The sequence below is a fragment of the Enterococcus sp. AZ167 genome (assembly GCF_051714025.1).
In the GTDB taxonomy this organism is placed as follows: Bacteria; Bacillota; Bacilli; order Lactobacillales; family Enterococcaceae; genus Enterococcus_D; species Enterococcus_D casseliflavus.
Map to the genome: position 1 here is coordinate 418,704 of NZ_JBIORB010000002.1, position 24,404 is coordinate 443,107.

Consider the following 24,404-nt stretch of genomic DNA (forward strand, 5'->3'; position numbering starts at 1 on the left):
AGATGATTCGCTGGCGGAGGAAGAAACATGAAAATCGTTGATAAAGTAAAAAGCAATCAAAAGCTGATGCGTTTCATTGAAACAACGCAAAATAGAATAACCGATTCAGAGATGGGGACCACATCGGTCGTCGTCGCCTACTATTTATTGCTTTCACTTTTCCCGTTAATGATTGCGCTGGGAAATCTGTTGCCTTATTTATCGATTGATCCGAACACGGTTTTATCTTATGTACAAGAATTGATCCCTAGTCAAATCTATGACTTTATCGGACCAGCGATCGAAAACCTCCTCACCACAAGCTCTGGCGGGTTGTTATCGATCTCCGCCTTGGCTGCGTTGTGGTCTGCGAGTCAAAGTATCAATGCCTTGCAAATTGCGATGAACAAAGCCTTCGGTGTGGACCAACGTTCCAATTTTATCGTGGTGCGCGCAGTATCATTTGTGATCATCCTGCTCTTTATGATTGCGATCGTTGGTGTTACGATGGTATTTGGGCTTGGAAAAATCATTCTTGATTTTTTGCAGCCGATTTTTAAGTTTCAAGACAATCTGATCGATACGTTCCAAACAGTCAAATGGCCAGTCACGATCGTTGCTTTGCTGTTTATCATGATGCTGATCTATTGGTTAGTGCCGAATGCAAAGGTCAAGTTGCGTTCGACTTTGCCAGGGGCGATCTTTGCAACGATTGGCTGGATGTTGCTGTCACAAGTGTTTGGCTTATACGCCCGTTACTTTGCTGCGAAAATCATTGGCTATCAAATTATTGGAAGTTTTATTGTTTTAATGATCTGGTTGAATCTTGCTGCGACGATTATTATCTTGGGTGGAATCATCAACGCAGTGGTAGAAGAGTATGTGTCGGGACAAGAGATCAAAGAACGAACAGATCCTGTTCAGCGGATTTCTTCGAAAATAGAAGATACATTTACCAATAAAGAGAAATAACGGAAAGCGAGAATAAACGATGGATTTTGCATTCAAATTTGTAATGCGCTTATTTATAACAATGATCGTGTCTTTAATCCTAACACCGATCATTAAATTGATCTCTTTTAAGATCGGCGCAGTCGATCGACCAGGAGATCGCCGAATCAACACCAAGACAATGCCGACCGCAGGGGGACTGAGTATTTTTCTTTCGTTCTCTTTTGCATTGCTTTGGGAATTCCGTGCAATGATTCCTTTTGACTATGTCTGGCCGATGCTTTTAGGTGCAGCCATCGTCGTAGTTACTGGATTATTGGATGATATCTTTGAGTTGACGCCCCTGCAAAAAACACTGGGTTTGACGTTAGCGGCTTTGGAGATCTATTTTGTTGCTGGTATCAAAATCAGCACGGTTTCGATCCCTTATCTCGGGGTTTTTGACTTGGGCTGGTTAGGCTTACCTATGACGATCCTATGGATTTTGGCGATCACGAATGCGGTCAACTTGATTGACGGTTTAGATGGTCTAGCGAGTGGGGTCTCCATTATCAGTCTGACAACGATTGGGATCATTAGTTACTTCTTTTTACCAAACTCCGTTGAAGTACCGATGGTGATTTTTACATTGATTGCCGCGATCGTAGGCTTCTTTCCTTACAATTTTTATCCAGCCACGATTTTTTTAGGCGATACTGGGGCACTTTTTCTAGGTTTCATGATTTCCGTCCTATCGTTGCAAGGCTTAAAAAATGCGACCTTCATTACAGTGATCACCCCAATGTTGATTTTAGGGGTACCCATTACCGATACCGTCTATGCGATGATTCGTAGAAAATTCAATAAACAAAAGATCTCTTCAGCAGATAAGATGCACTTGCATCATCGCTTACTTTCATTAGGGTTTACCCACCGTGGCACGGTCTTGACGATCTATGCCTTGGCGATGGTTTTTTCATTTATTGCATTATTGATGAATTATGCCAGTAACACCGCAATCATCTTGCTGATCATTAGTACAGGTTTTGGCATCGAATTGTTTATCGAGTTGATTGGTTTGGTGGGAGAAAATCGTCAACCACTCATGTGCGCGCTGAAGTTTCTTGGAAACCGTCGATTCAGGCAAAAAGTCTTGAAGGCGCGAGCGGAAAAGAGAAAAGACAAGCAAGAAGAGGAAAGCGAAGATTTAGCTGCTAGCGCTTCTCAAATCAAGGAAAAGCGACGAAAGAGAAAACATTACCAAGCAAAACACAAAAAATAAACGATACAGTTGCGGCAAAGGTGTCCAACAGGTGAGATGAATACGAGTGATCGTTGAAGGTCAGGAGGAGTCAGTGCTTCTTCTAGCGCGTTCTCTTACGATCAGCTGTCGATGATTCGATCAATCCGTTGGCGATGCTTGCCGCTTTTTGTTTGTTTGAAAATGGTCAGACAAACAGTATTTCCTGTCGAATTCTTCCGTCTTGAATTGACGGATCTAGCCCTAAACGTCTATACTTAAAAAGAGCAGCAGACTAATCAAAGAAAGAAGGATATGAACGAATGCCAAATGTGAAACAACTGACGTCAGAAAGAATGGGAACAATTTATGAGCTTTCCAATGATAGCGGTACCATCGTAAGGCTAAGTCCTGAAGGCGCACGCTTATTGGATTGGGTCGTTCCAGTAGAAGAAGGTCGCGACATTGTGGTCGGTTATGACACGATCGAAGGACATCGCCAAGCACGTTATTATGGCGCAACGATCGGCCCTGTGGCGGGAAGGATCGCAGGTACTCGCTTTGAGATCGACGGACAAGAATACCAAACGGAAGACAATGATGGCGGCAATACGCTTCATGGCGGTTCAAAGGGGCTGGATACTGATACATGGATCACTGAAACCTTTGAAGAAGCAGACAAAGCTGGGGTGATTTTTACTACCACACGGCAAGATGGCGATGGCGGGTTTCCTGGGAATGTTCGTTATCAAGTCACCTATACGTTGACGAATGACAATGAACTATTGCTTGCTTATGATGCCAACACTGACAAAGCGACTTTATTTAACCCAACGAACCACGGTTATTTCAATTTGATAGGTGATACCCAACAGCCGATCGATGACCACTTGGTTCAAATCAATGCCGAACATGTGGCTGAAACGAATGACGATGTGACGACGACCGGTGAAAAAACGCCTGTCTCAGGCACAAAATTTGATTTTAGACAAGAACGCCCGATGGGAACGACGATGTTGGATGATCCGTTCTTATTAGACCATACGCAAGAGTGGGATCTAAAAGTAACCAGTCCCGATCAAAAAGTGCAGCTGACTGTAACTACTGACCGTCCTGCCGTTGTTATTTACACAACGGGTGAGGGAGAAGCTGGTGCATCAATGAAGACTGGTCCTTTTGCCAATCATGGCGGGATGGCGATCGAAACACAAGGTGTTCCTGGCTCTGAGAAATTTACCCACTTTGGTGAGATCGTGTTGCGTCCAGAAGAACCCTTCCACTCTGTGACGACGTATCAGGTCCACTTTTAAGCATAGGAACCAAATCATTTTTAATGAAATAGAAAAAAGCATTGTCAAAACGCAGAAAGTTTGGCGATGCTTTTTTTTTGACAAAATCCGATTACAGATGTAAACTTAAAAATGTGAATCACTTATGAAAGGAAGTGAACAAATGCAATCTGTGGTCGAACCAATCAAAATCAGCGATTCTGAATGGGAAGTCATGCGTGTGATCTGGACATTAGGACAATCCGACGCGAAAGAGATCACCGCTTTATTGAGCGAAAATAAAAATTGGAAAGCAGCAACTGTCAAGACGCTTTTAGGACGACTCGTCAAAAAAGGCGTATTGAAAACAGAAAGCCAAGGGAAAAAATTTGTTTATTCGCCGCTTGTTTCCGAAGAAGCAACCGTTCGCAGCGCAGCTGAGAATCTTTTTTCTCATATTTGTGCCAAAAAAGTTGGGCAGACATTAGCAGAAATGATCCAAGAAGCAGCATTGACGGCAGAAGATTTGGCGATGCTCCAAGCAGCAGTCGACCAAAAAGTGCCAGTAGCAGCGATCTCATGTAATTGTATTCCTGGTCAGTGCCAATGCAAAACCCATGCAACAAAATAAGTAGCCAACGAACTGTTAAAAGAAATGAGGAATCGTAATGAAAAAAAACATGCAAATCAGCGGAATGAATTGTGCCCATTGTGCCGCAAAAGTTGAAAAAGCGCTTAGTGAAGTATCGGGTGTGAAAAAAGCCAAAGTGGACTTGAAAAAAGCTCGCGGAACAGTCAAGTTTGACGAGTCGCAAGTGACAGAAACAGCCTTAGTCAATGCGGTCACCGAAGCGGGTTATCAAGGGGTATTTGAGTAAGCAATGGAATTGCTAAAGTGAAAATGAAAAATCAAAACAAATGAAAAGTGTCCAGCCGCTTGAAGCTTTTGTATGAAGGAGCAAGACTGTACGCACATTCAGTGAAATAGGAAGGGGAATACTAGGATGAATCAGAAAAAAACGTCTTCCGCAAGTAGTAGTCAGACGTCAAGCCATCATAGGCATGAACCTGCTTTGAATGAGCGGGATAATGGTACACAGGGAAAAGAGCAACATGCGCAATCACAAGTGACAGAAGTCCCTGAGCCTAGCCATGAGATGAATGGGATGGATCATCACAAGGCGACATCAAAACAGCAGGAGCATGAAAGCTCCGATAGTAACCATGGTCCTATGGATCATGAAGTGTCCAGCATGGACTATAGCCATAAGGGCCATGAGATATCTGGCATGGATCACGGCCACAAGGACCACGAGATGTCTGGCATGAACCATAGTCACATGAATCATGAGATGTCTGGCATGGAACATAGTCACACGGATCATGAGATGTCTGGCATGGATCACGGCCATAAGGACCATGAGATGTCTGGTATGAATCATAGTCACATGAATCATGAGATGTCTGGTATGGATCATAGTCATATGGATCATGGAATGGGTGGCATGGATCATAGTATGCATATGGGAAATTTTAAGCAAAAGTTTTGGCTATCCTTGGTTTTGGCGATTCCAATCGTCATTTTATCACCAATGATGGGCATCGAATTGCCCTTTCAGTTCACGTTTCCTGGCTCAGATTGGGTCGTATTGCTTTTAGGAACGATCCTGTTTTTCTATGGAGGGCAGCCGTTTTTAAGTGGTGCGAAAATGGAATTGAAACAAAAAAGCCCAGCCATGATGACGTTGATTGCTATGGGGATCACGGTTTCTTATTTTTATAGTCTTTACGCATTTATCGCCAATCATTTTCTTGCTGTTCCTCATGTAATGGATTTCTTCTGGGAACTAGCGACTTTGATCGTGATCATGTTGTTGGGCCATTGGATCGAGATGAATGCCGTTTCTAATGCTGGCAATGCATTACAGAAATTAGCAGAACTATTGCCAAAAGAAGTGATTCGGAAAAATGCGGATGGATCAGAAGAACAGATTCCATTAGAAGAAGTGACCAACAAAACACAGTTGATCGTTCGCTCAGGAGATAAGATTCCTACCGACGGAACGATCCTTGAAGGAGAAACAACAATCGATGAGTCGGCAGTGACTGGTGAATCCAGACGGGTACCTAAAACCGTCGGCAGTACTGTCATTGGAGGATCTGTCAACGGCAATGGTACCATCACGATGGAAGTCACAGGAACTGGGGAAGACAGCTACTTAGCGAAAGTCATGGAAATGGTGCGAAAAGCCCAAGCAGATAAATCCCGCTTAGAAGCACTTTCGGACAAAGTGGCAAAATGGCTGTTTTATATTGCGTTAGTTGCTGGTGTCTTGGCATTTGCTGTATGGCTGTTTGTTGCTGACCTACCGACTGCTCTTGATCGAATGGTCACGGTATTCGTCATTGCCTGTCCCCATGCGTTAGGGCTAGCGATTCCCCTCGTGGTTGCTCGCTCGACATCGATCGCTGCCAAAAATGGCTTGCTCTTAAAAAATCGCAACGCACTGGAGAATGCGCATCATGTTGATTATCTGATCCTCGATAAGACCGGTACGTTAACAGAAGGAACGTTTACCGTAACTGGCATCGAGGCGACAGGCAGTCTTTCTGCATCAGAAGTACTAGCTTACCTAGCAGGTCTTGAGAAAACCGCCAATCATCCGATCGCAGAAGGTATTTTAGCCCAAGCTGAAAAGGAAAACATCACAGCCAAAAAGGCGACTGATGTTCAAACAAGGACAGGGATTGGTCTGGAAGGCGTGATCGATGGACAGAAGTGGTTGATCGTCAATCAAAAAGGATTGGAGCAATTAGCCATTCAGTATCAAGGGAACTCCTTGGAAAATTATCAAGAACAGGGCAATACCATCAGCTATTTGGTTCATGACGGCAAAGTGGAAGGAATCGTCGCATTAGGGGATAAGGTGAAACCAGAAGCGAGTCAATTTATTCAAAAAGTGAAAGACTTAGGCATCACACCAGTTATGGCTACTGGAGACAACCAAGAAGCGGCGCAAGCCGTAGCCGATTACCTAGGAATCGAAGCCTTCCATGCGGCAATGTTGCCAGACGATAAAGAACGTCTAGTCAGTGACTATGTCAAAGAGGGCAAGCGCGTCGTAATGGTAGGCGATGGGATCAATGACGCCCCAAGTCTTGCAAGAGCGACGATCGGGATTGCGATCGGAGCGGGTACCGATGTAGCGATCGATTCAGCCGATGTCGTTTTGACGAATAGCGAACCTCAAGACATCTTGCACTTCTTGACTTTGGCGAAAAAAACAAGACGCAAGATGATTCAAAATCTCTGGTGGGGCGCAGGATACAATATTTTTGCCATTCCTTTGGCAGCTGGCGTCCTCGCACCGATCGGGATCATTTTGAACCCAGCAGTCGGAGCTGTCTTGATGTCTATGAGCACGATCATCGTTGCCATCAATGCAATGACCTTATCAATCGAAAAAAGCGGCGATTAGCCGCTTTTTTGTTTCTTTTCCTAGGAGCAGTGAAATACCTCTATAATCTGCTTCTGGATTTATGCTATAATGTGTTCGTTGAGACAAGGAGGACGTTGATTATGGAACTGAAGAAATTGGATGTTCCCACTACTTCAATTACTGAAGTAAAAAAATCTCCGATGGATGTATTTAATCAAGCGCGAGAAGCAGGAACAGCAGTATATGTATTCAATCGTGAAAAAGTGGCGGGGGTCATGTTGACACAAGAGCAGTATGAAACGTTATTGCAGGAATTAGATTATTTGCGTCAGCGACCGATGATGGAAGAAGAACCCGAACAGCCGCCAGTGGCAGGGCTAGAGGAATTCTTACAAATCATGCGGCAAGCGTTGATCACCGGTGCGAGCATCTCGGCAAAAAATTTAGATGAGCGAATGGTGGCGTTAGGGTTCATCACTCGTAAAACTGGTTTTGGCGGTGTCGTTGACATGGTGAACGAATTGAAAGAAACAGGCAAGATCGTTTACCAGCTACGTAAAAAACAAGATGGTAAATCGGTGACCGCTGAAGTCATTGGAGAACAAGACAATCAAACGCAATTATTTGATAAATTGATCATCAAAAAAATCTTTCTAAAAGAAAAATAAACGCTGGAACTTGTCCCAGCGTTTCAGACGGTAGACAAAGTACGGATGTGTTCGTACTTTGTCTTTTTTTGTTGTAAAAAAGCGAAACTTGTTAACTTTTTTTAAACTGTGAAAGATACTGCTCATCCAACCAACAAAAGTTCCAGCCAGTTACAGACTAGGTTTTAAGTCAGCCAGTAAGTTTTCCCGTCTTTCGTCCGTTGCATAAATCCGTATTCGATCAAATAACGTCGGACAGTGACGTAATCGGTGATCGCTTGTTTTAATACATCGTTGACAGCAGCTTCTGAATAATTTTTCTTCGGATCAAATTTTTGTGCCAGTACACTCAAGACAACAATCTTGCGCTTTTCTTTGCTGGGAAACTGTTTGATAAACCCCGTTTCATCAAAATAAGTGGCAATGATCTTTTCTCTTTCACTAGCCGTAATGGCATAGCGATCATCAAGCATCGTCGCCCCTTTATGAGGCGGCAGCAACGGGGTATCTTGCAACAAGGACATGATACTTAGAAAAACAGTCGCTTGTCGCTGCTTTTCTTTTAGTTTAAAGCGATGATTCCTGACAGTCGAAGAAGAGATACCTAAGCGCTGGGCAATCACAGTATCGCTAACATCTTGGGCAAACAGTTGTAAAATCTCCTGCTGGCTTTCTGATAGGCCTGTTTGTTCTTTGGGTAAAGCCAACAATGCGGACAAAACGGTTCCGTGATGGTCAGTAATATGTTGCATCATTCGTTTTTTTGATGTAAAAAAGGCGCCATCAACGGGATAGATTTCTTCTTTGTCGAAGGTCTCCTGACAAAAGACGCAACAATAATCCGTTGGTGTTGCGACATATCCTTGCTGATAATCAGAAATGGTAAACTCTTGATAAGGTTTCATTTTGGGTTCTCCTTTTATTGTTTAGATATATACTAACATAAGTTGAATTTGTTTGTAAATAAACAAACGGATTTATCGTTATTAGATTAATTTCATCCGTTGCTTAAAATTGTCGCCTTTTTGTGTTAGGATTAACAACAATAGCGAATGAATTTGCTTAATTCAAAGGAGTGATACTATGGCAGACGTAAGCCAACGCTTCAATCACGAAGTGTACAATATAGCTGTTTCATTGATTCGTAAATTTGATGAACGGGTTTCTTCAATTCCTGATATTTTAAAGTTAACGTTAGGCGAGCCGGATTTTAACACACCAGAGCACGTGAAAAAATCGGGTGTCCAAGCAATCGAACAAAATTTTAGCCACTATTCTGGAATGGCCGGCTTAGCAGATGTTCGGCAAGCAGCCAGCCTCTTTTTGAAAAATAAATATCAGCTTGATTACGACTTTCAATCAGAAGTATTAGTGACGATCGGTGCAACGGAAGCAATCTCAGCTTCTTTATTAGCCACGTTGGAACCTGGCGATAAAGTTCTCCTACCGGCACCAATTTATCCAGGCTATGAACCAGTCATCCATTTAGCCCATGCCCAACCGATCTATCTTGATACGACGGACAATGACTTTGTTTTAGCGCCAGAAGTTTTGGAAGCAGCCTTAAAAGAGCATGGGGAGCAAGTCAAGGCAGTCATTTTGAATTATCCTAGCAATCCAACAGGGGTCGTTTATACCCGAGAACAAGTCAAAGCATTGGCGGAGGTTTTAGAAAAATACCCCGTTTTTGTTATTAGCGATGAAATTTATAGTGAGTTGACTTATGATGAAACCCATGTGTCCATTGCTGAATACTTGCGGGATCAAACGATCGTGATCAATGGCTTGTCGAAATCTCACGCGATGACTGGGTGGCGCGTCGGCTTCATTTTTGCACCAGAAGCGTTGACTGCTCAGATCATTAAGGTCCACCAATACTTAGTGACTGCGGCATCAACGATTTCTCAAAAAGCCGCAGTGCGGGCATTGATCGAAGGCATCAATGATGCAGAAGTCATGAAAGCCGATTACCGTGAACGCCGAGATTACTTGTTTGAAAAGATGACTGCCCTTGGTTTTGACATGGCGAAGCCATCAGGTGCATTCTATATTTTTGCCAAAATACCAGCTGGTTTCAACCAAGATTCCATGGCTTTTTGTGTCGACTTAGCCGAAAAGAATCAATTAGCAATCATCCCGGGTATCGCCTTTGGTCCCGAAGCAGAAGGCTATGTTCGTTTAAGCTATGCGGCAAGTATGGAAAACTTGGTGGAAGCGATGGATCGCTTGACACGCTATATGCAAAGCAATTGATTCTACAAACGTTTCTTTCGTTTTTAGATAAAGTAAGCCCCCTCTGATGGATTCAGTGGGGGCTTTTATAGGCAATCGACGAACTTTACAAAAGATTTACATCGCTTTATCGATTCTTTACATGAAATCCATCAAGGGTTTACACCGCCTTGCTAAACTAAGCATATAACGAAAGGAGATTTACTAAATGAAAAAATTGGGACTTTTATTTTTTGCAACTGGTTTATTATTAGCTGGCTGTGGGAGCGGTGGCGCAAGCACTGAGAGCAGTCAAGCATCAGGCGGATCTTCATCAGGTGCCGCATCAAATGAAAATGTAGAAATTTTAGCGGTAGGCTCAACTGCATTGCAACCCTTGGTTGAAGCAGCAGGTGAAAGCTTCTCAGCAGACAATCCCAATTATACAATTACGGTTCAAGGTGGCGGTAGCGGAACTGGCTTAAGTCAAGTAGAAGCAGGCGCGGTGACGATCGGCAATTCCGATGTGTTTGCGGATGAAAAAGATGGTGTGGATGCTAGCAAATTAGTTGACCATAAAGTAGCCGTAGTTGGTATGGCACCAGTGGTAAATAAAGACGCAGGCGTTACGGACCTTAGCCAACAAGAATTGATCGATATTTTTACAGGCAAAGTGAAGAATTGGTCTGAACTAGGCGGAGCAGATCAAGAAATCTCTGTAATCAACCGCGCATCAGGCAGCGGTACGAGAGCGACCTTTGAAAAATGGGGCTTAGATGGTGCAGAGACGATCCAAACACAAGAGCAAGATTCTTCTGGAACAGTCCGTAAAATCGTTGCTGAAACACCAGGAGCAATCAGCTACCTTGCTTTATCCTATTTGGACGATTCGATCCAAGCGCTATCTCTTGATGGGGTAGAAGCGACTCCTGAAAATATTGCAGATAACAAATGGCCAATCTGGTCTTACGAGCATATGTACACGAACGGCGAACCAGATACAAACGTCAAAGCCTTTCTTGATTACATCATGACAGACGATGTCCAACAAGGAATCGTTATTGAATTAGGTTACTTGCCAATCACTGATATGAAAGTAGAACGCAGTGTAGACGGCGAAGTAACGAATGTTGAATAGTGAAATGACCGAAGAAGGAGAATGCTCCTTCTTTTTTTGTGTTTAAAGCATCAAGAAGATGCTATTGGCTGGTGCTTCATTTGGTAATGAAAAACAACTACAAAAACAGCCGATAACAATTATTCACCTGTTATCGGCTGTTTTTTATCAATAATCATCTTTTTCATGAAGCGGCAAAGTCACCGTAAAGGTAGAACCAATTTTGGGGAAACTGTCAACCTTGATGCTGCCGCCTAATAATTTGGTATAGTCTTTAACGATAGCCAGCCCAAGTCCAGTGCCGCCAGAATTGCGGGCGCGGGCTTTGTCCACCCGATAAAACCGCTCAAAAATCCGTTCCTGATCTTCTTCATCGATGCCGATGCCTTGATCCTGCACTTGAAATAACAGCTGGTCGTCTTGCTCTGAATAGGATAATGTGATGACACCACCAGGTTTTGAATAGGTGACAGCATTTTCTACCAGATTTTTTACGATGGGCTGCAGCAGCTCTTTTTTGGTAGATAAAATGAAGGGTTCGGGTCCTTCAAATTGAAAGGTCAATTGCTTCTTAGCAGCTGCGGGACCATAGGTTTGAACGACTTGTTGCAGCAGCTCAGAAAAGTTGATCGGTTGGTCGACATACTGGAAAGAATCACTGTCTTGAGACAGTTGGATGATATCTTGTATTAGATTTTTCAAGCGATAAGCATCTTTTTGAATGATCTCTAAAAAGGTCTGCAATGTTTCTGGGTCTTCTTTGGCGCCGTCCAGCAGTGTTTCGGTAAACCCAATCAAGGAAGTTACCGGCGTTTTTAATTCATGGGAAACATTGCCGACAAAATCTTTTTGCATTTTTTCTAATTGTCGGATGCGCGTCAAGTCATAAGAAATACCAATCAACTGGTTTTCTTGAAAGCTTCGCAAGGTAACATCCAAGACTTTTGAACGTTCTCCGCTAAGGGTGGTTTCCGCATGGAAAATAGGGGTCTCGTCGTTAAATTGATAGATCAATTGGATCAGTTGTGTGTCATGAATCACTTCAGTGAAGGGCTGCGGCAAGGTTGGCGCATTTTCCATCCCCAACTGTTCTTGCATCGTCGGATTCAACAGCAGCAGTTGATTTTCTTCATTAATGATAAAGACACCGATCATCAGTTCACTGAGCAAGCCGTACAGCTGTTGTTCAGATGCCGCATAGGCACGATAGGTCTGGCTCATTTGTTCGCTCAGCTGATTGATCAGTTGATACAACTCATCATGTTCAGGGGTTTCTTGCATAATGATTGCTTGTTGATCGGGCGAGGTGATCATTTTTTTTACGACGGGCAGAATCGTTTGGATTGGACGATTCCGCTGACGCAGCGTGTGAAAAATCAGCAGGCTGATCAAGAAACAAAAGACAAGATAGACAATCAAGATCGATTGCTTGATTCCTTGGTTTTTCGCAAAAAAAGCAGCAGTCGGTTCTGCGATCCGCAAGATTTGAGTTAAGTTTCCATCTTCTTTGACAGGAATCGCCACGTAAAGCAATTCTTCATGCAAGGTGTCGCTTTCCCGCAACGATTGACCAACGGCGCTTCCGCGCAAAACGGCTTGAACTTCTGGACGATCGGAGCGGTTTTCATGCAGTGTATGATCATAAGTATCGAAAATGATTTGGCCTTGATCATCTAACAAAGTGATGCGGCTATTGCTATCTTGAACATAGGCATCGGCAAATTGTTCGAGCGCTGCGGTTTGGTTATCTGAGAGATTCAAAAACACAGCGGCTTTCTCTTGCAGAAAATCCACTTGCTGGGCGATGACTTGCTGACGGTAAAAACTGCTTAGAACTTGCCAACACAGGAAAAAAATCAGCAATAGACCGATTGACCATAAACCATAGCCATAGCGTTTTTTCATTGGGTCGGCTCCTGAAATTTATACCCAAATCCTCGAACGGTCACCAAGTATTCTGGACGCTTGGGATCAGCTTCCAATTTTTCTCTTAAATGACTGATGTGAACATCCACGATGCGACTTTGTCCATCAAAGTCGAAATTCCAAATACGATTGAGTAAGGTATCGCGATCGATCACGCGGCCTTTACGTTTCATAAAGTAAACCAGCAGCTCGAACTCTTTCGGGGTCAGGAAGATTTTCTCCCCATCCACACTGACCTGGAAATTGGTCAGATCGGCTTGAATTCCGCCGATTTGCAAGATTTCTGCAGGTTGATCTTCTTCTCGTGCTTGTTGACGAGGTTCTAAGCGACGGAAGATGGCCTTCATTCGAGCCAATACTTCTCGAGGGCTGAAGGGTTTCGTCAAGTAGTCGTCAGCCCCGATCTCTAAACCCAAAATCCGGTCGATCGGATCATCTTTTGCGGTCAAGACGAGGATCGGTGTCTCGATTTTTTCTTGCCGTAATTTCTTTGTGATTTCGATGCCGTCCAAATTCGGCAGCATGACATCCAAGATGATAAAGTCAAAAGGTTTTGACAACGCCAAGTCGAAGGCTTTTTGACCATCTGAGGCGGAAACGACTTGGTAGCCCTCTTTTTCTAAATTAAAGGTTAAAAGTGTGACGATTGAAGGTTCATCATCGACAACGAGTATTTTTTTCATGATAGACTCCTTTCGTTTCTTTTTTTCAAGAAACGATTAAATTTCAACGAACAAGTCCTATTTTAGCATGAATAGACAATTGGTACTATTGCAACCACTAAATAAATGCTATAATAAAGGACGATTTCATAGGAAAGCTGAGGGTGCTAAATGATTGGAATCAGTGCGTGTCTAGGCGGTGCCCTTTGCCGCTACGATGGAAAACATCAAGCAGTACCACAATTGATCGAACTTGTTCGTGCGGGTCAAGCAATGATGGTCTGTCCAGAAGTTCTTGGCGGCTTGCCGATTCCACGCGAACCGGCCGAAATCGTCGGTGGCGATGGGGTGGATGTTTGGGCGCAACGAGCGAAGGTCGTCACCATTTCAGGAGAAGACGTGACGGAACAATTTACTAAAGGCGCGAAAATTGCTTATCAAAAATTACAAGAGCAAGGCATCACCCAACTGATCTTAAAAGAGAAAAGTCCCTCTTGTGGCAGTCAGACGATTTATGATGGCAATTTTTCTGGAATCAAAAAAACAGGGGTCGGTGTCGCTTGTGCCTATTTTCGACAACAAGGCATGACTGTTTTGTCCGATGTCGAATGGCTTGCAAAACAGGAGGAAGCAAATGGAAATTGAAAAGACCAATCGCATGAATGCGTTGTTTGAGTTTTATTCCACGTTATTGACGGAAAAACAGATGAATTACATGGAATTGTATTACGCAGATGATTTTTCTCTAGGAGAAATCGCTGAAGAGTATCAAGTTAGCCGTCAAGCAGTCTATGACAACATCAAACGCACCGAACGTATTTTAGAAGACTATGAAAAAAAACTACATATGTTTTCGGATTATATCATGCGGGAAGACTTGATGGATCAGCTAAGCGAGTATACGAAAACCCACTATCCAAAAGACGAAACCTTACAGGGGTTTATTCAACAGCTCCAAGAAATTGAAGAATAAAGGAATGAAAAAAAATGGCATTTGAAAGTTTAACTGAACGCCTCCAGCAGGCAATGAGCAAACTGCGCAGAAAAGGAAAAGTATCTGAAGCAGATGTAAAAGAAATGATGCGTGAGATTCGTCTAGCTTTATTAGAAGCCGACGTCAATCTGCAAGTTGTAAAAGAGTTTACCAAAAATGTCCGTGAACGGGCAGTGGGGGTAGAAGTATTAGAAAGCCTATCTCCAGCGCAACAAATCGTTAAGATCGTTGATGAAGAATTAACCAAAACATTAGGATCAGAAACAGTTGGGATCGAAAAATCACCGAAGATCCCAACGATCATCATGATGGCTGGTTTGCAAGGGGCAGGGAAAACCACCTTTGCTGGGAAATTAGCCAACCATTTGATCAAAACCGAAAACGCACGTCCATTAATGATCGCTGGTGACGTGTACCGACCAGCTGCGATCGACCAGTTGAAAGTATTAGGGCAGCAATTGGATGTACCTGTTTTTGATATGGGAACTGATGTCAGCCCAGTTGAAATCGTCCGCCAAGGATTGGCTTTGGCTCGGGAAAAGAAAAATGACTACGTTTTGATCGATACGGCGGGTCGTTTGCATATCGACGAAAACTTGATGGAAGAGCTAAAACAAATCAAGGACTTGGCACAGCCAAATGAAATTTTACTGGTAGTAGATGCGATGACAGGACAAGATGCTGTCAACGTGGCGGAAAGCTTCAATCAACAACTGGGGATCACAGGGGTAGTCATCACCAAGCTAGATGGCGATACTCGTGGCGGGGCGGCATTGTCGATTCGTCAAGTTACGGGCGCTCCAATCAAGTTCACTGGTACCGGTGAAAAATTGACCGACCTTGAAGTATTCCATCCAGATCGGATGTCTAGTCGGATTCTCGGTATGGGTGATATGCTGACTTTGATCGAAAAAGCACAGCAAGATTACGACGAGAAAAAAGCAGAAGAACTTGCTCAAAAAATGAAGGAAAACTCCTTCGACTTCAATGACTTTGTCGAACAGATCGATCAAGTTATGGGCATGGGCCCAATTGAAGATCTCTTAAAAATGATTCCGGGAATGAGTCAAATGCCTGGTATCGAAAATGTCAAAGTTGATCCGAAACAAATTGCTCGACAAAAAGCCATGGTTTATTCTATGACACCAGCTGAACGGGAAAATCCTGATTTGTTGAATCCAAGCCGTCGCCGCCGTATTGCTGCTGGTTCTGGAAACAGTGTCGTCGAAGTCAACCGTATGATCAAACAATTCAAAGAATCTCGCAAAATGATGCAGCAAATGAGTAAAGGGAATATGAACATTCCTGGCATGGATCAAATGTTTGGCGGCGGTGTCAAAGGGAAACTTGGAAAAATGGCCATGAACCGCATGGTCAAGAAACAAAAGAAGAAAAAGAAAAAACGTAAATAATCGTTTAACACTGATAGGAACTGAGAACTGAACCTTATCTTCGTGTAATTAAAAAAACATGATCTGAAAAGGCACCAAATCGAGAAGCTGTACCTGCTAATTCTAGCAACTGCAGCGCCTCAGATTGCCTTCTTCAGGTCATGGTTTTTTATGCTCACAGCGTCCTCTTTAAATGAACTCCTTCAAAGAACATCAAATAGAACATCTAAAGAACATCTAAAGAACATCCTTTTTTTATAGAGAAATCCAGCTTTCTACCGAATATCTCAAATCGTCCAAGAGTCAAAAATAGCGATCAACTATCGTTGCGGACAACTCTAAGAATAGGATAGAAGCAGAACATTCGTGCTTTCTGTTAAATGGTGCTACTATTAATTTATAGCAAGTATGAAAGGAGTTTTTTACGATGACAAACAAAGATCGCATTGAAGGAAAAGTAACCGAAACAAAAGGGAAACTTACAGGAGATGACTCCGAAGAATTAAAAGGCAAAACCCAAAATAAATATGGGAAAGCCAAAGATAAGGTTGAAGATTTTGCGGATGATGTTTCTCGTAAAGTAAATGACTTCTTTGACAAAAAAGACGACGACAAACCTAGACATTAAACTTAAAAGCATCCCTGCAACAAGAACATGTTGCAGGGATGCTTTTTTATATTCCACTGATTTGTTTGTTTTTTCGTTTGTACCACCAATTCATCAGCGCTTTAGGATAGACAAGCAGCAAACTGATGAATAAGCAGGCAACCAGTAATAAACCGAGCCGAAGGGCGATGTTCCAAAGACTGACATCATACCCCTCATAGAGATTACGGTAAAAAATTTCTAGTGGGTAATAAGAAATCATGGATAAATAGAACCAAGTTCCCAAAGAAAGCAGCCAATAAACTGGTGCGCGCAATTTAGGGATCGTTATATAATCACCGTCATTTTCTAAAGAGATTTTCGAGAACACTTTTTCGGCAGCCAGAATCAGCAAGCCGCTCAAGCCGAGGTAAAGGAGCAGCAGCCACCAAGGGTAGACATATCCTTGCGGCCAATCGATCCAGGTTTGAAAAGGAATCAGAAAATCCCCATGACCAAGAAACACAAAACTAAAAAACTCGCGGGTACATTGGAAAAAGCTATACCCCATTGATCCTAGCGAAATAGTGAAGAAGACCGAGAGCACGCCAGTAAACAGATTCCCCAGCAAAACGCCTAACAAGAGACCTGCAGCAAATACTAGCAGATTCGTTGCCAAGGTACTAAGGGCAGAAAGCAGCACGTCTTGAAGCGGCACAGCGAGATAGCGAGCTGGGATCATCGTGTATTCGATCAGGATATGACCTAACAGACCCAACACTAAACAAGCGGTCAAGGGTAAGCCGATAAAAAGCAGTTTCTTGTGAAAGACGTGCTTTCTGCTAAAGGGTAAGGCAAATAAAAAGCGATTGAAATTGTTGCGGCCATCGACAAAAAAGGATAAGAAGCCCCAAATAAACAGGAAGACAATCACAAATTGATTCATGGTGGTCATATAAGGGCGATTGTAATAAATCTCATCAGGGGACTCATTGCTGATCGTCAATACCGCATCGCGGTATTCTGTTGCCGAATCAAAGTAAACCGGGGTTTCACCCTTGTAGCTTTTGACATAGTACTCTCGATTTTCGTTGAAATCTTTGATAAATTCTTCAGATGTCAAATAGCGTTCTTGCTGATGCCAGGCTTTTTGTGATTGCCAGCCATCACCAAGATACATTAAGAGTAAGACAAAACAAAAGCCGATCAGCAGCTTGCCGTAGCGTTCTTTAAATATATTGCTTAACATCGTTTTCCACCTCTATCCTTCCACTAATGCCTCTTGTCGTAAATTTGCTTCAAACAGATCTTCCAAGGTCAATGGCAATTCTTCGAAAACCAAAGGGTCAAGCTGCTGGATCTCAGCCGCCAGCTCTTTTGTGTAATTGTCAAACAAAGCGGTCAAGACTCGACCTTGTTTTTGAATCAGCTTGGAGCGCTGCTTGATAAGGGGAGGAATCTGCTTGCTGCGAAAGACGAGTTGAAGTTTGCGAGATTGTTCGCGAATCGTTTCCAAACGGTAGTCTCCTTCAATCGTTTTCCCTTTGATCAACAAGGCACGATCAATAATATGCTCTAATTCATTTAGATTATGAGAAGCGATCAATGCGGTACGATTCGACTCACTGAGGCTTTCCAGCAATAGTCCGATCACTTTTTTACGGACGATCACATCAAGACCATCAAAAGGTTCGTCTAACAGTAAGAACGTCGCATTTGAAGCGATCGCTAGAATCATCTTATAAAGACCTTGCATTCCTTTTGACATTCGCCGGTAAGAAAGCGTTAGCGGCAGACCATGGCTTTGCATCAATTCTAAATAAAGATTTTGATCAAAATTCGGATAAGCAAGCCGATAAAATTGATTGATTTTTTTTAACGAGTAGGCAGCCAGAAAGTTTTCTTTTTCATCGATATAAAAAAGCTGTTCTTTTAATTCCGGGTGCTGATCCAGGCGTTGGTTATCGATTGAAATCTCGCCATCATCTAGTAAATAATGTCCAGCGACCGTCCGAAACAGCGTGGTTTTCCCAGAACCATTGCGGCCGATCAATCCTACGAGTTCTCCTTTTTCCAAAGAGAAGTTCACGTTTTCTAAGATAATTGTTTGTTCCATTTTCTTGGTCACATGTTCGATCTTCACTGTGGATCGCCTCCTAACTCTTGTTCAAAGCCATTCATCCAATCGCTCAGCTCACGCATGCTGATCTGTAGATGGCGTGCTTCGATCACCAATTCTTTCAAACGTTCTTTCACTTGTAAGATCCGAATCTCATCGCGTGGCAGATCCTCAGTAACTTTCACAAAGGTGCCTTTTCCTTTGATGGTGACAAGCACTTGCTCATTTTCCAATACTTTGTAGGCTTTGCTGACGGTATTTGGATTCATCAACAGGTGCTTGGCCATTTCACGAACCGAAGGCACTTGGTCTCCAGCGGTTAGAACACCGTTCAGAATATCTTCTTTGATACTTAAAACCAATTGCTCATAGTAAGGTTTGCTGCTGGCTTTGTTAATGCGAACCACAAAATCAGCTCCTTTCATTTATGTGTACTAGTATACGTAGTACACTAGTGGAAGTAAAGTCTTTTATGATAAAATAAACAAAAAGGAGCTGATGAGGACAATGGAACGATGTGAGTGGGCCAACAGTACACCAGCGATGCAGGAGTATCATGATACAATCTGGGGGAAACCTGAATATGAGGATCAGCAGTTGTTTCGAAAATTGGTGTTAGATATGAATCAAGCAGGGTTGAGCTGGCAAACGATTTTAAATAAAATGGCGAATTTTGATGCGGCGTATGATCAGTTTGAAATCAACAAAGTAGCGAACTATACGGAAGAAAAAGTGGAAGAACTGATGATGAATCCAGGAATCATCCGCAATCGGCGAAAGATTGAAGCGGCGATCAGCAATGCCCAAGAAGTTTTAAAAATCCAGCAAGAATATGGTAGTTTCTCCGCATTCTTGTGGCGATATGTCGATCATCAGCCGATCATTAATGAATTTGAGCAGCAATCCGATGTACCGACCCATTCGGAAATCTCTGATCAGCTAGCGAAAGATTTGAAAAAGCGAGGGTTTAAATTTGTCGGAACGACCATTATTTACGCCTTTATGGAAGCTGTCGGCATGGTCAACGACCATTTAGTCACTTGTGTTTGTCGAACATCAGCAGCAAACAAAGAATAAAGGAGCGAGCATAATGGGAAAAGTGATATTCTATGGTGCGATCAGCCTCGATGGCTATTTAGCAGGTCTGAAGGATCAACTGGACTGGCTGTTTCAAACTGATACCGGTGTCGCCACGACTTATGAAGCATTTTTTGCAACCATCGATGCGATAGTGATGGGGAGAAAGACCTATCAAGAAGCAAAAAAACTTATGGATGGTGGACTGTTGTATCCCGAAACGACAAATTATGTTTTTTCCCGTACACAAAAAGAACCGTTGCCAGATGCAACGCTAGTGTCAACGGATCCAGTGGCATTTGTTTCAGCATTAAAACAAGAGGAAAACGTATGGGTAGTAGGGGGAGGTTCCTTATTAAAACCATTGCTGGAAGCTGATTTGATCGATGAATGGTTTATTCAAATCGCGCCGGTGTTTTTAGGAGAAGGCAAGCGACTGTTTGAACCGGGGGATTACTCGAGACGCTTGACGTTTGTTGAAACAAAACAGATGGGGGAACTGACAGAACTCCATTTTGTCCGAAAGTCTGTGTCAGGCAGCGAGTAAAAAGCGTAAACGATTATTCTTGACAGTAAAAAAGACCAAGAAACTCAGTGCCGAGTTTCTTGGTCTTTTTGTATGGAATCTTCATTAGTTGAATCGTTGAAAGAATTCAATATATTTTGCAAGGATCGTTTCGAAGAAGCTTACTGTATCTGGATTGATTTCATTGTTTTCATCGATCAAGTTTGTGATACCGCCAATGTAGGCTTCTGGTTGTTGCAGAGTAGGCATATCCAAAAAGACTAATGATTGACGCAAATGATGGTTCGCACCAAATCCAGCGATCGCTCCTGGAGAAACGCTGACGACTAAGGCTGGTTTGCCACCCCAACTGCTCGCACCGTAAGGACGAGAACCAACATCTAAAGCATTTTTCAAGGCTGCAGGAACAGAGCGGTTGTATTCTGGTGTAAAGAAGAAGACACCATCAACGGCGCTTAATGCTTCACGAAATGCTGTCCATTCAGCAGGAACTTTTCCTTCAACTTCCAAATCTTCATTGTAAAAAGGCAAGTTGCCGATCTCGATGAAAGATGCTTCAAAACCTTCTGGTAATAGTGATGCGAATTTTTTCGCTACGAGTTTATTGTAAGAACCTTCCCGCAAGCTGCCGACGATAAAACCGATTTTTTTTGTCATGTAAAATTCCTCCTTGTTGTTTTCTACTCATTTAGCTTACCAAAAGTAAGTGGATGGTGCAAATAAAACGATTTGACCTTAAAAAGGTTTCTCTAGTATTCATGATACGCGTCCAGATTCATTCTGGCAAAAGATAACCATGCCGAAAAAACAGGAATGAAAAACTTTTTTCAGCTGTAAAGAAAAAACTCTTTACACCATCAGAAAAACCTGTTAAACTAGCTCTTGTGATTAAATCAATGGAGGTGTAAATAATGGCAGTAAAAATTCGTTTAAAACGCATGGGTTCTAAAAAGAAACCTTTTTACCGTATCGTCGTAGCAGATTCACGTTCTCCTCGTGACGGACGTTTCATCGAAACAGTTGGTACTTACAATCCTTTACTAGACCCAGCTGAAGTAACAATCAAAGAAGATCTAGTTCTTGATTGGTTATCTAAAGGTGCGCAACCTTCAGATACAGTTCGTAACATCCTTTCTAAAGAAGGCGTTATGAAAAAACACCACGAAGCAAAATTCACTAAGAAATAAGGTGACTTTGGATGAAAGATTTGCAAGAATTAGTCTTAACGATCGTTTCACCACTTGTTACCAAACCTGAGGATATCAAGCTTGAGCTGGTAGAGTCAGATGATTTCTTGGAATATAATCTTACTGTGGCACCAGAAGATATTGGTCGTATCATCGGTAAACAAGGTCGGGTTGCCAAAGCAATTCGAACGATCGTTTACAGTGTACGGACAAATGGACCGAAAAAAGTTCGTTTGAATATCATTGATGGTAAATAAGCAAGAGTGTAAAGCATTTCTCTTTGAGAAATGCTTTTTTTGTAAAATTCATGCTTAAGATGGAGGACAAAAAAGGATGGTTTTGAGATAATCAAAAATGAGGAGGTGCTTGTATGTCTCAACTAATCGCATGGATCGTCGTTCTTTTGATTCTCGTCTTTATTTATAAAATTGGTTCTTTTCTTTGGCGAACGCTAGGGGTCTTGCTACTACTTTTTTTGATTTGGGTCTATCGTGAGGAAATCATGACCCAACTGAACCAATGGACACAAAACTTTCGTTGGGGCGACCTATCGACGATCGCCAATCAAGTTTGGCAATGGATCAAGGACGGCTTCCAATCACTGCAAAATTGGGTCACTAATCTTTAAAAAATCGACAAAAAAATGACAGACAATCTGACTTGTTTGTCATTTTTTTTATTGAGGGGTATCCTTTGTATAAGGAGGGGAACATCATGAAAAAAGAACTAGGATTATTTGTTACGCTGCTAACGATCGGAACCTTGGCTGGCTGTAATAATCAAAAAGACCAAGAAACCAGTCAAGCCAGTACAGCTGAAACAACAGCAACGACTATGGTGGAAAGTACCCAAAAACAAAAAAGTAGTCAATCAGAAACCAGTCAATCAACTGCATCGACTAGTCAGGGGGGTTCTGAGGATTCTTCAAATACGAGTAGCACCACAGACATCTATAGCCAAATACAAGCGGTATTCCCTGATCTTGTCTTGCCAAAGGACGTTCCGCTTGCTTCGGGTAAAGTGTTGAATGCTGCCACAGCTGGCAGTCAATCCGATGCCTCGATTCTTTATTATGGACTTGATCAGCAATTGTCTCTCAATGACAAGGCTTTGAACGAGGAAACACCGCTTGCTGCTTTTCAATCAAAAGAGTATCAATCAGCGGATGAAGCGGCTGCAGCGGTCAATGTAACAGCGGATGATGGCGGACAAGCCGTTGATCTCGGATATGGGATTACTGGGCATATGCAAGGAGCTGCTGGCTCCAGTTATTTAAGTTGGCAAGAAGGGAATTGGACGTTGACTGTTCGAGCGGTCAACCAAGAAGAACAAGATCCTGTGCCGGTTGCCAAAGAAGTGGTGGCGTATCTGGAAGATGCCATGCTCCCAGCGCCTGAGGTCGGTCAAATCACCATCGATATGGGAAAAAATGACCATACAGCAACTACCGTGGTCTGGCAACAAGAAAAGATGCTTCGAACGGTGCAACATCAAGATGCACGTTCAGCTTTGGAAATGGCCGTTTCAATGAATCAATAAGTTTCAGATTAGGACATTGCCCCTTTGATCAAGCGTCGAAGGGGTGTTTTTCGCGCGATGATTTTGAGGAAAACAGGGGGCGCTAGGAAACGGCTAGAATTCGCTACTTTGCTATGCTAAAATAGAACAGAAGTTAGAAGAAATGGGGAACGAACGTGACAGAATATTTAAACGTAGGGAAAATCGTCAATACACATGGGATCCGTGGAGAAGTACGAGTGATATCACAAACGGATTTTCCAGAAGAACGCTACCGTAAAGGGGCTGAATTGACACTTTTTCGTGAAAATAAAGAGCCATTACCATTGATTGTTTCAGGTCATCGCAAACATAAAAATTTTGATTTGTTAACGTTTGAGGGCTATCCTAACATCAACGACGTTGAACCGTTTCGTAACGGCATTTTAAAAGTTACCAAGGATGATTTGGTGGATCTAGCAGAAAATGAGTTTTACTACCATGAAATTATTGGTCTGGAAGTCGTCGAAGAAGATGGCACAGTCATTGGTAAAGTCAAAGAGATCCTTTCACCAGGCGCCAATGATGTTTGGGTGGTACAGCGAAAAGGGAAGAAGGATGCCTTGATTCCTTATATCGAATCTGTTGTTCATACCATCGATCTTGAAAATGGTCAGGTCATCGTTGAGATCCCAGAAGGATTGTTAGACGATGAGAATTGATGTGCTGACACTATTTCCACGAATGTTTGAAGGGCCTCTTGGAGAATCGATCATCGGTAAAGCACGGGAAAAGGGATTGTTAGAAATCAATGTCTCTAATTTCCGTGATTATTCTGACAACAAACATCAAACAGTGGATGACTATCCTTATGGTGGCGGAGCAGGAATGTTATTAAAAGTCCAACCTGTCTATGACAATATCAAAGCGATCGAAGAAGCGACACCAGAAACGAAAAAGCGGGTAATCCTATTAGACCCAGCGGGAAAACCCTTTGATCAAAAGATGGCGGAAGAATTCTCTACCGAAGAGCACCTTGTTTTTATTTGCGGTCACTATGAAGGCTATGATGAACGAATCCGTTCATTGGTCACTGATGAAGTGTCACTGGGCGATTACGTCTTGACTGGCGGAGAATTGGGGGCAATGGTCATGATCGATGCGACGGTCAGGCTATTACCAGAAGTTTTGGGCAATCAAACCTCCGCACAAACTGATTCTCATTCCACTGGTTTATTAGAGCATCCGCAATATACACGCCCGGCAGAGTTCAAAGGCATGAAAGTGCCGGAAGTTTTGATGAATGGCAATCATAAACTGATCGAGCAGTGGCAATTAAAAGAATCATTGCGCCGAACGTATCAGCGACGCCCAGATATGCTGGAAACTTATCCGCTGACCGCTGAAATGCAGAAGCTTTTAAAAGAAATTGAAGACGAAGCGAAGACTGGCAAGTAAAATAGTGCCAGTTTTTTTGATATTCTGTGCCATGACAAGAAAATTCTCTTTACAGCCTATGGTCGACTGTGGTAAGATATTTCAGTGAGTGTAAACTCAACTATTACGATGTTCCGCTGGAGCTTTCATGCTTTAAGAATGTTTGGGAA

28 protein-coding genes are annotated in these 24,404 nt (G+C 42.7%); 21 read left to right on the top strand and 7 right to left on the bottom strand.

Annotated elements, in window-relative coordinates:
- Positions 1-27 precede the first annotated feature (27 nt).
- The 7 genes from IGJ05_RS13650 to IGJ05_RS13680 all read left to right on the top strand — a co-directional run bounded on the left by IGJ05_RS13650 (position 28) and on the right by IGJ05_RS13680 (position 7,525).
- Positions 28-951 carry a YihY/virulence factor BrkB family protein gene (locus IGJ05_RS13650; RefSeq protein WP_005228865.1) on the top strand — a complete coding sequence of 308 codons (924 nt, stop codon included), beginning with the start codon at positions 28-30 and terminating at the stop codon, positions 949-951.
- 19 nt (positions 952-970) lie between these two features.
- Positions 971-2,191 carry a glycosyltransferase family 4 protein gene (locus IGJ05_RS13655; RefSeq protein WP_015510147.1) on the top strand — a complete coding sequence of 407 codons (1,221 nt, stop codon included), beginning with the start codon at positions 971-973 and terminating at the stop codon, positions 2,189-2,191.
- Between the two features lie 281 nt (positions 2,192-2,472).
- The gene (locus IGJ05_RS13660; protein ID WP_438725288.1) at positions 2,473-3,459 is read left to right on the top strand and encodes an aldose epimerase family protein; all 987 of its coding nucleotides are present in this window, start codon (positions 2,473-2,475) and stop codon (positions 3,457-3,459) included.
- A 142-nt stretch (positions 3,460-3,601) separates the two neighbouring features.
- Positions 3,602-4,048: a CopY/TcrY family copper transport repressor gene (locus tag IGJ05_RS13665; RefSeq protein ID WP_008377382.1), complete on the top strand. Its 447-nt coding sequence runs from the start codon at positions 3,602-3,604 to the stop codon at positions 4,046-4,048.
- A 37-nt stretch (positions 4,049-4,085) separates the two neighbouring features.
- On the top strand, positions 4,086-4,295 hold the full coding sequence (gene copZ / locus IGJ05_RS13670) for a copper chaperone CopZ (protein ID WP_413157871.1): 210 nt from the start codon (positions 4,086-4,088) through the stop codon (positions 4,293-4,295).
- A gap of 126 nt (positions 4,296-4,421) precedes the next feature.
- Positions 4,422-6,896, top strand: coding sequence for a heavy metal translocating P-type ATPase (locus tag IGJ05_RS13675; RefSeq protein ID WP_325815944.1), 2,475 nt, complete (start codon positions 4,422-4,424; stop codon positions 6,894-6,896).
- Positions 6,897-6,997: 101 nt separating this feature from the next.
- Positions 6,998-7,525: a hypothetical protein gene (locus tag IGJ05_RS13680; RefSeq protein ID WP_010749742.1), complete on the top strand. Its 528-nt coding sequence runs from the start codon at positions 6,998-7,000 to the stop codon at positions 7,523-7,525.
- A gap of 164 nt (positions 7,526-7,689) precedes the next feature.
- Here IGJ05_RS13680 and IGJ05_RS13685 read toward each other — a convergent pair whose 3' ends face one another.
- A complete protein-coding gene (locus IGJ05_RS13685; protein ID WP_413159450.1) occupies positions 7,690-8,409 on the bottom strand; it encodes a DUF2087 domain-containing protein in 720 nt (239 codons plus the stop codon).
- Between the two features lie 178 nt (positions 8,410-8,587).
- On the opposite strand from IGJ05_RS13685, the gene IGJ05_RS13690 reads away from it, so the two are divergent.
- Positions 8,588-9,757: a pyridoxal phosphate-dependent aminotransferase gene (locus tag IGJ05_RS13690; protein ID WP_005237247.1), complete on the top strand. Its 1,170-nt coding sequence runs from the start codon at positions 8,588-8,590 to the stop codon at positions 9,755-9,757.
- Between the two features lie 187 nt (positions 9,758-9,944).
- Positions 9,945-10,853 carry a phosphate ABC transporter substrate-binding protein PstS family protein gene (locus IGJ05_RS13695; protein WP_413159451.1) on the top strand — a complete coding sequence of 303 codons (909 nt, stop codon included), beginning with the start codon at positions 9,945-9,947 and terminating at the stop codon, positions 10,851-10,853.
- A 147-nt stretch (positions 10,854-11,000) separates the two neighbouring features.
- Here IGJ05_RS13695 and pnpS read toward each other — a convergent pair whose 3' ends face one another.
- Positions 11,001-12,737: a two-component system histidine kinase PnpS gene (pnpS, locus tag IGJ05_RS13700; protein WP_081116501.1), complete on the bottom strand. Its 1,737-nt coding sequence runs from the start codon at positions 12,735-12,737 to the stop codon at positions 11,001-11,003.
- On the bottom strand, positions 12,734-13,441 hold the full coding sequence (locus IGJ05_RS13705; RefSeq protein WP_005228895.1) for a response regulator transcription factor: 708 nt from the start codon (positions 13,439-13,441) through the stop codon (positions 12,734-12,736). Before IGJ05_RS13705 ends, pnpS begins: the two co-directional genes overlap by 4 nt.
- A gap of 150 nt (positions 13,442-13,591) precedes the next feature.
- Here IGJ05_RS13705 and IGJ05_RS13710 point away from each other — a divergent pair, with 150 nt between their 5' ends.
- From IGJ05_RS13710 to IGJ05_RS13725, 4 genes are all read left to right on the top strand, one after another.
- Positions 13,592-14,065, top strand: a complete 474-nt coding sequence (locus IGJ05_RS13710; protein ID WP_016608717.1) for a DUF523 domain-containing protein — start codon at positions 13,592-13,594, stop codon at positions 14,063-14,065.
- Positions 14,055-14,393 carry a putative DNA-binding protein gene (locus tag IGJ05_RS13715; RefSeq protein WP_438725289.1) on the top strand — a complete coding sequence of 113 codons (339 nt, stop codon included), beginning with the start codon at positions 14,055-14,057 and terminating at the stop codon, positions 14,391-14,393. Before IGJ05_RS13710 ends, IGJ05_RS13715 begins: the two co-directional genes overlap by 11 nt.
- Before the next feature lie 14 nt (positions 14,394-14,407).
- Positions 14,408-15,826: a signal recognition particle protein gene (gene ffh, locus IGJ05_RS13720; RefSeq protein WP_005228902.1), complete on the top strand. Its 1,419-nt coding sequence runs from the start codon at positions 14,408-14,410 to the stop codon at positions 15,824-15,826.
- A gap of 406 nt (positions 15,827-16,232) precedes the next feature.
- Positions 16,233-16,433: a CsbD family protein gene (locus IGJ05_RS13725; protein ID WP_005228904.1), complete on the top strand. Its 201-nt coding sequence runs from the start codon at positions 16,233-16,235 to the stop codon at positions 16,431-16,433.
- A 46-nt stretch (positions 16,434-16,479) separates the two neighbouring features.
- Here the strand turns inward: IGJ05_RS13725 and IGJ05_RS13730 are convergent, their stop codons facing one another.
- Genes IGJ05_RS13730 through IGJ05_RS13740 form a run of 3 tightly spaced genes read right to left on the bottom strand, consistent with a single transcriptional unit; the run spans position 16,480 to position 18,917 of the window.
- Positions 16,480-17,640: an ABC transporter permease gene (locus IGJ05_RS13730; RefSeq protein WP_284591025.1), complete on the bottom strand. Its 1,161-nt coding sequence runs from the start codon at positions 17,638-17,640 to the stop codon at positions 16,480-16,482.
- 12 nt (positions 17,641-17,652) lie between these two features.
- Complete coding sequence (locus IGJ05_RS13735; RefSeq protein ID WP_015510136.1) at positions 17,653-18,534, bottom strand: ATP-binding cassette domain-containing protein; 882 nt, start codon at positions 18,532-18,534, stop codon at positions 17,653-17,655.
- The gene (locus IGJ05_RS13740) at positions 18,531-18,917 is read right to left on the bottom strand and encodes a GntR family transcriptional regulator (protein WP_005228910.1); all 387 of its coding nucleotides are present in this window, start codon (positions 18,915-18,917) and stop codon (positions 18,531-18,533) included. The genes IGJ05_RS13735 and IGJ05_RS13740 overlap by 4 nt, the downstream gene beginning before the upstream one ends.
- A 100-nt stretch (positions 18,918-19,017) precedes the next feature.
- Between IGJ05_RS13740 and IGJ05_RS13745 the strand changes: the two genes are divergently transcribed.
- Positions 19,018-19,587: a DNA-3-methyladenine glycosylase I gene (locus tag IGJ05_RS13745; protein ID WP_413159452.1), complete on the top strand. Its 570-nt coding sequence runs from the start codon at positions 19,018-19,020 to the stop codon at positions 19,585-19,587.
- A gap of 13 nt (positions 19,588-19,600) precedes the next feature.
- Entirely contained in the window at positions 19,601-20,134 is a 534-nt protein-coding gene (locus IGJ05_RS13750; RefSeq protein ID WP_438725290.1) for a dihydrofolate reductase family protein, read from the top strand.
- A gap of 84 nt (positions 20,135-20,218) precedes the next feature.
- Here the strand turns inward: IGJ05_RS13750 and IGJ05_RS13755 are convergent, their stop codons facing one another.
- A complete protein-coding gene (locus IGJ05_RS13755) occupies positions 20,219-20,770 on the bottom strand; it encodes an NADPH-dependent FMN reductase (RefSeq protein ID WP_005228916.1) in 552 nt (183 codons plus the stop codon).
- 254 nt (positions 20,771-21,024) lie between these two features.
- Between IGJ05_RS13755 and rpsP the strand changes: the two genes are divergently transcribed.
- The 6 genes from rpsP (at position 21,025) to trmD (ending at position 24,255) form a co-directional block, all read left to right on the top strand.
- Entirely contained in the window at positions 21,025-21,300 is a 276-nt protein-coding gene (rpsP, locus tag IGJ05_RS13760) for a 30S ribosomal protein S16 (protein ID WP_005228917.1), read from the top strand.
- A gap of 11 nt (positions 21,301-21,311) precedes the next feature.
- A complete protein-coding gene (locus IGJ05_RS13765; RefSeq protein WP_005228918.1) occupies positions 21,312-21,557 on the top strand; it encodes a KH domain-containing protein in 246 nt (81 codons plus the stop codon).
- A 113-nt stretch (positions 21,558-21,670) separates the two neighbouring features.
- On the top strand, positions 21,671-21,928 hold the full coding sequence (locus IGJ05_RS13770; RefSeq protein ID WP_074933521.1) for a hypothetical protein: 258 nt from the start codon (positions 21,671-21,673) through the stop codon (positions 21,926-21,928).
- A gap of 86 nt (positions 21,929-22,014) precedes the next feature.
- Positions 22,015-22,839 carry a hypothetical protein gene (locus IGJ05_RS13775; protein WP_438725291.1) on the top strand — a complete coding sequence of 275 codons (825 nt, stop codon included), beginning with the start codon at positions 22,015-22,017 and terminating at the stop codon, positions 22,837-22,839.
- Positions 22,840-22,994: 155 nt separating this feature from the next.
- A complete protein-coding gene (gene rimM, locus IGJ05_RS13780; protein WP_010749728.1) occupies positions 22,995-23,519 on the top strand; it encodes a ribosome maturation factor RimM in 525 nt (174 codons plus the stop codon).
- Complete coding sequence (gene trmD, locus IGJ05_RS13785) at positions 23,509-24,255, top strand: tRNA (guanosine(37)-N1)-methyltransferase TrmD (protein ID WP_115232613.1); 747 nt, start codon at positions 23,509-23,511, stop codon at positions 24,253-24,255. Before rimM ends, trmD begins: the two co-directional genes overlap by 11 nt.
- Positions 24,256-24,404 lie beyond the last annotated feature (149 nt).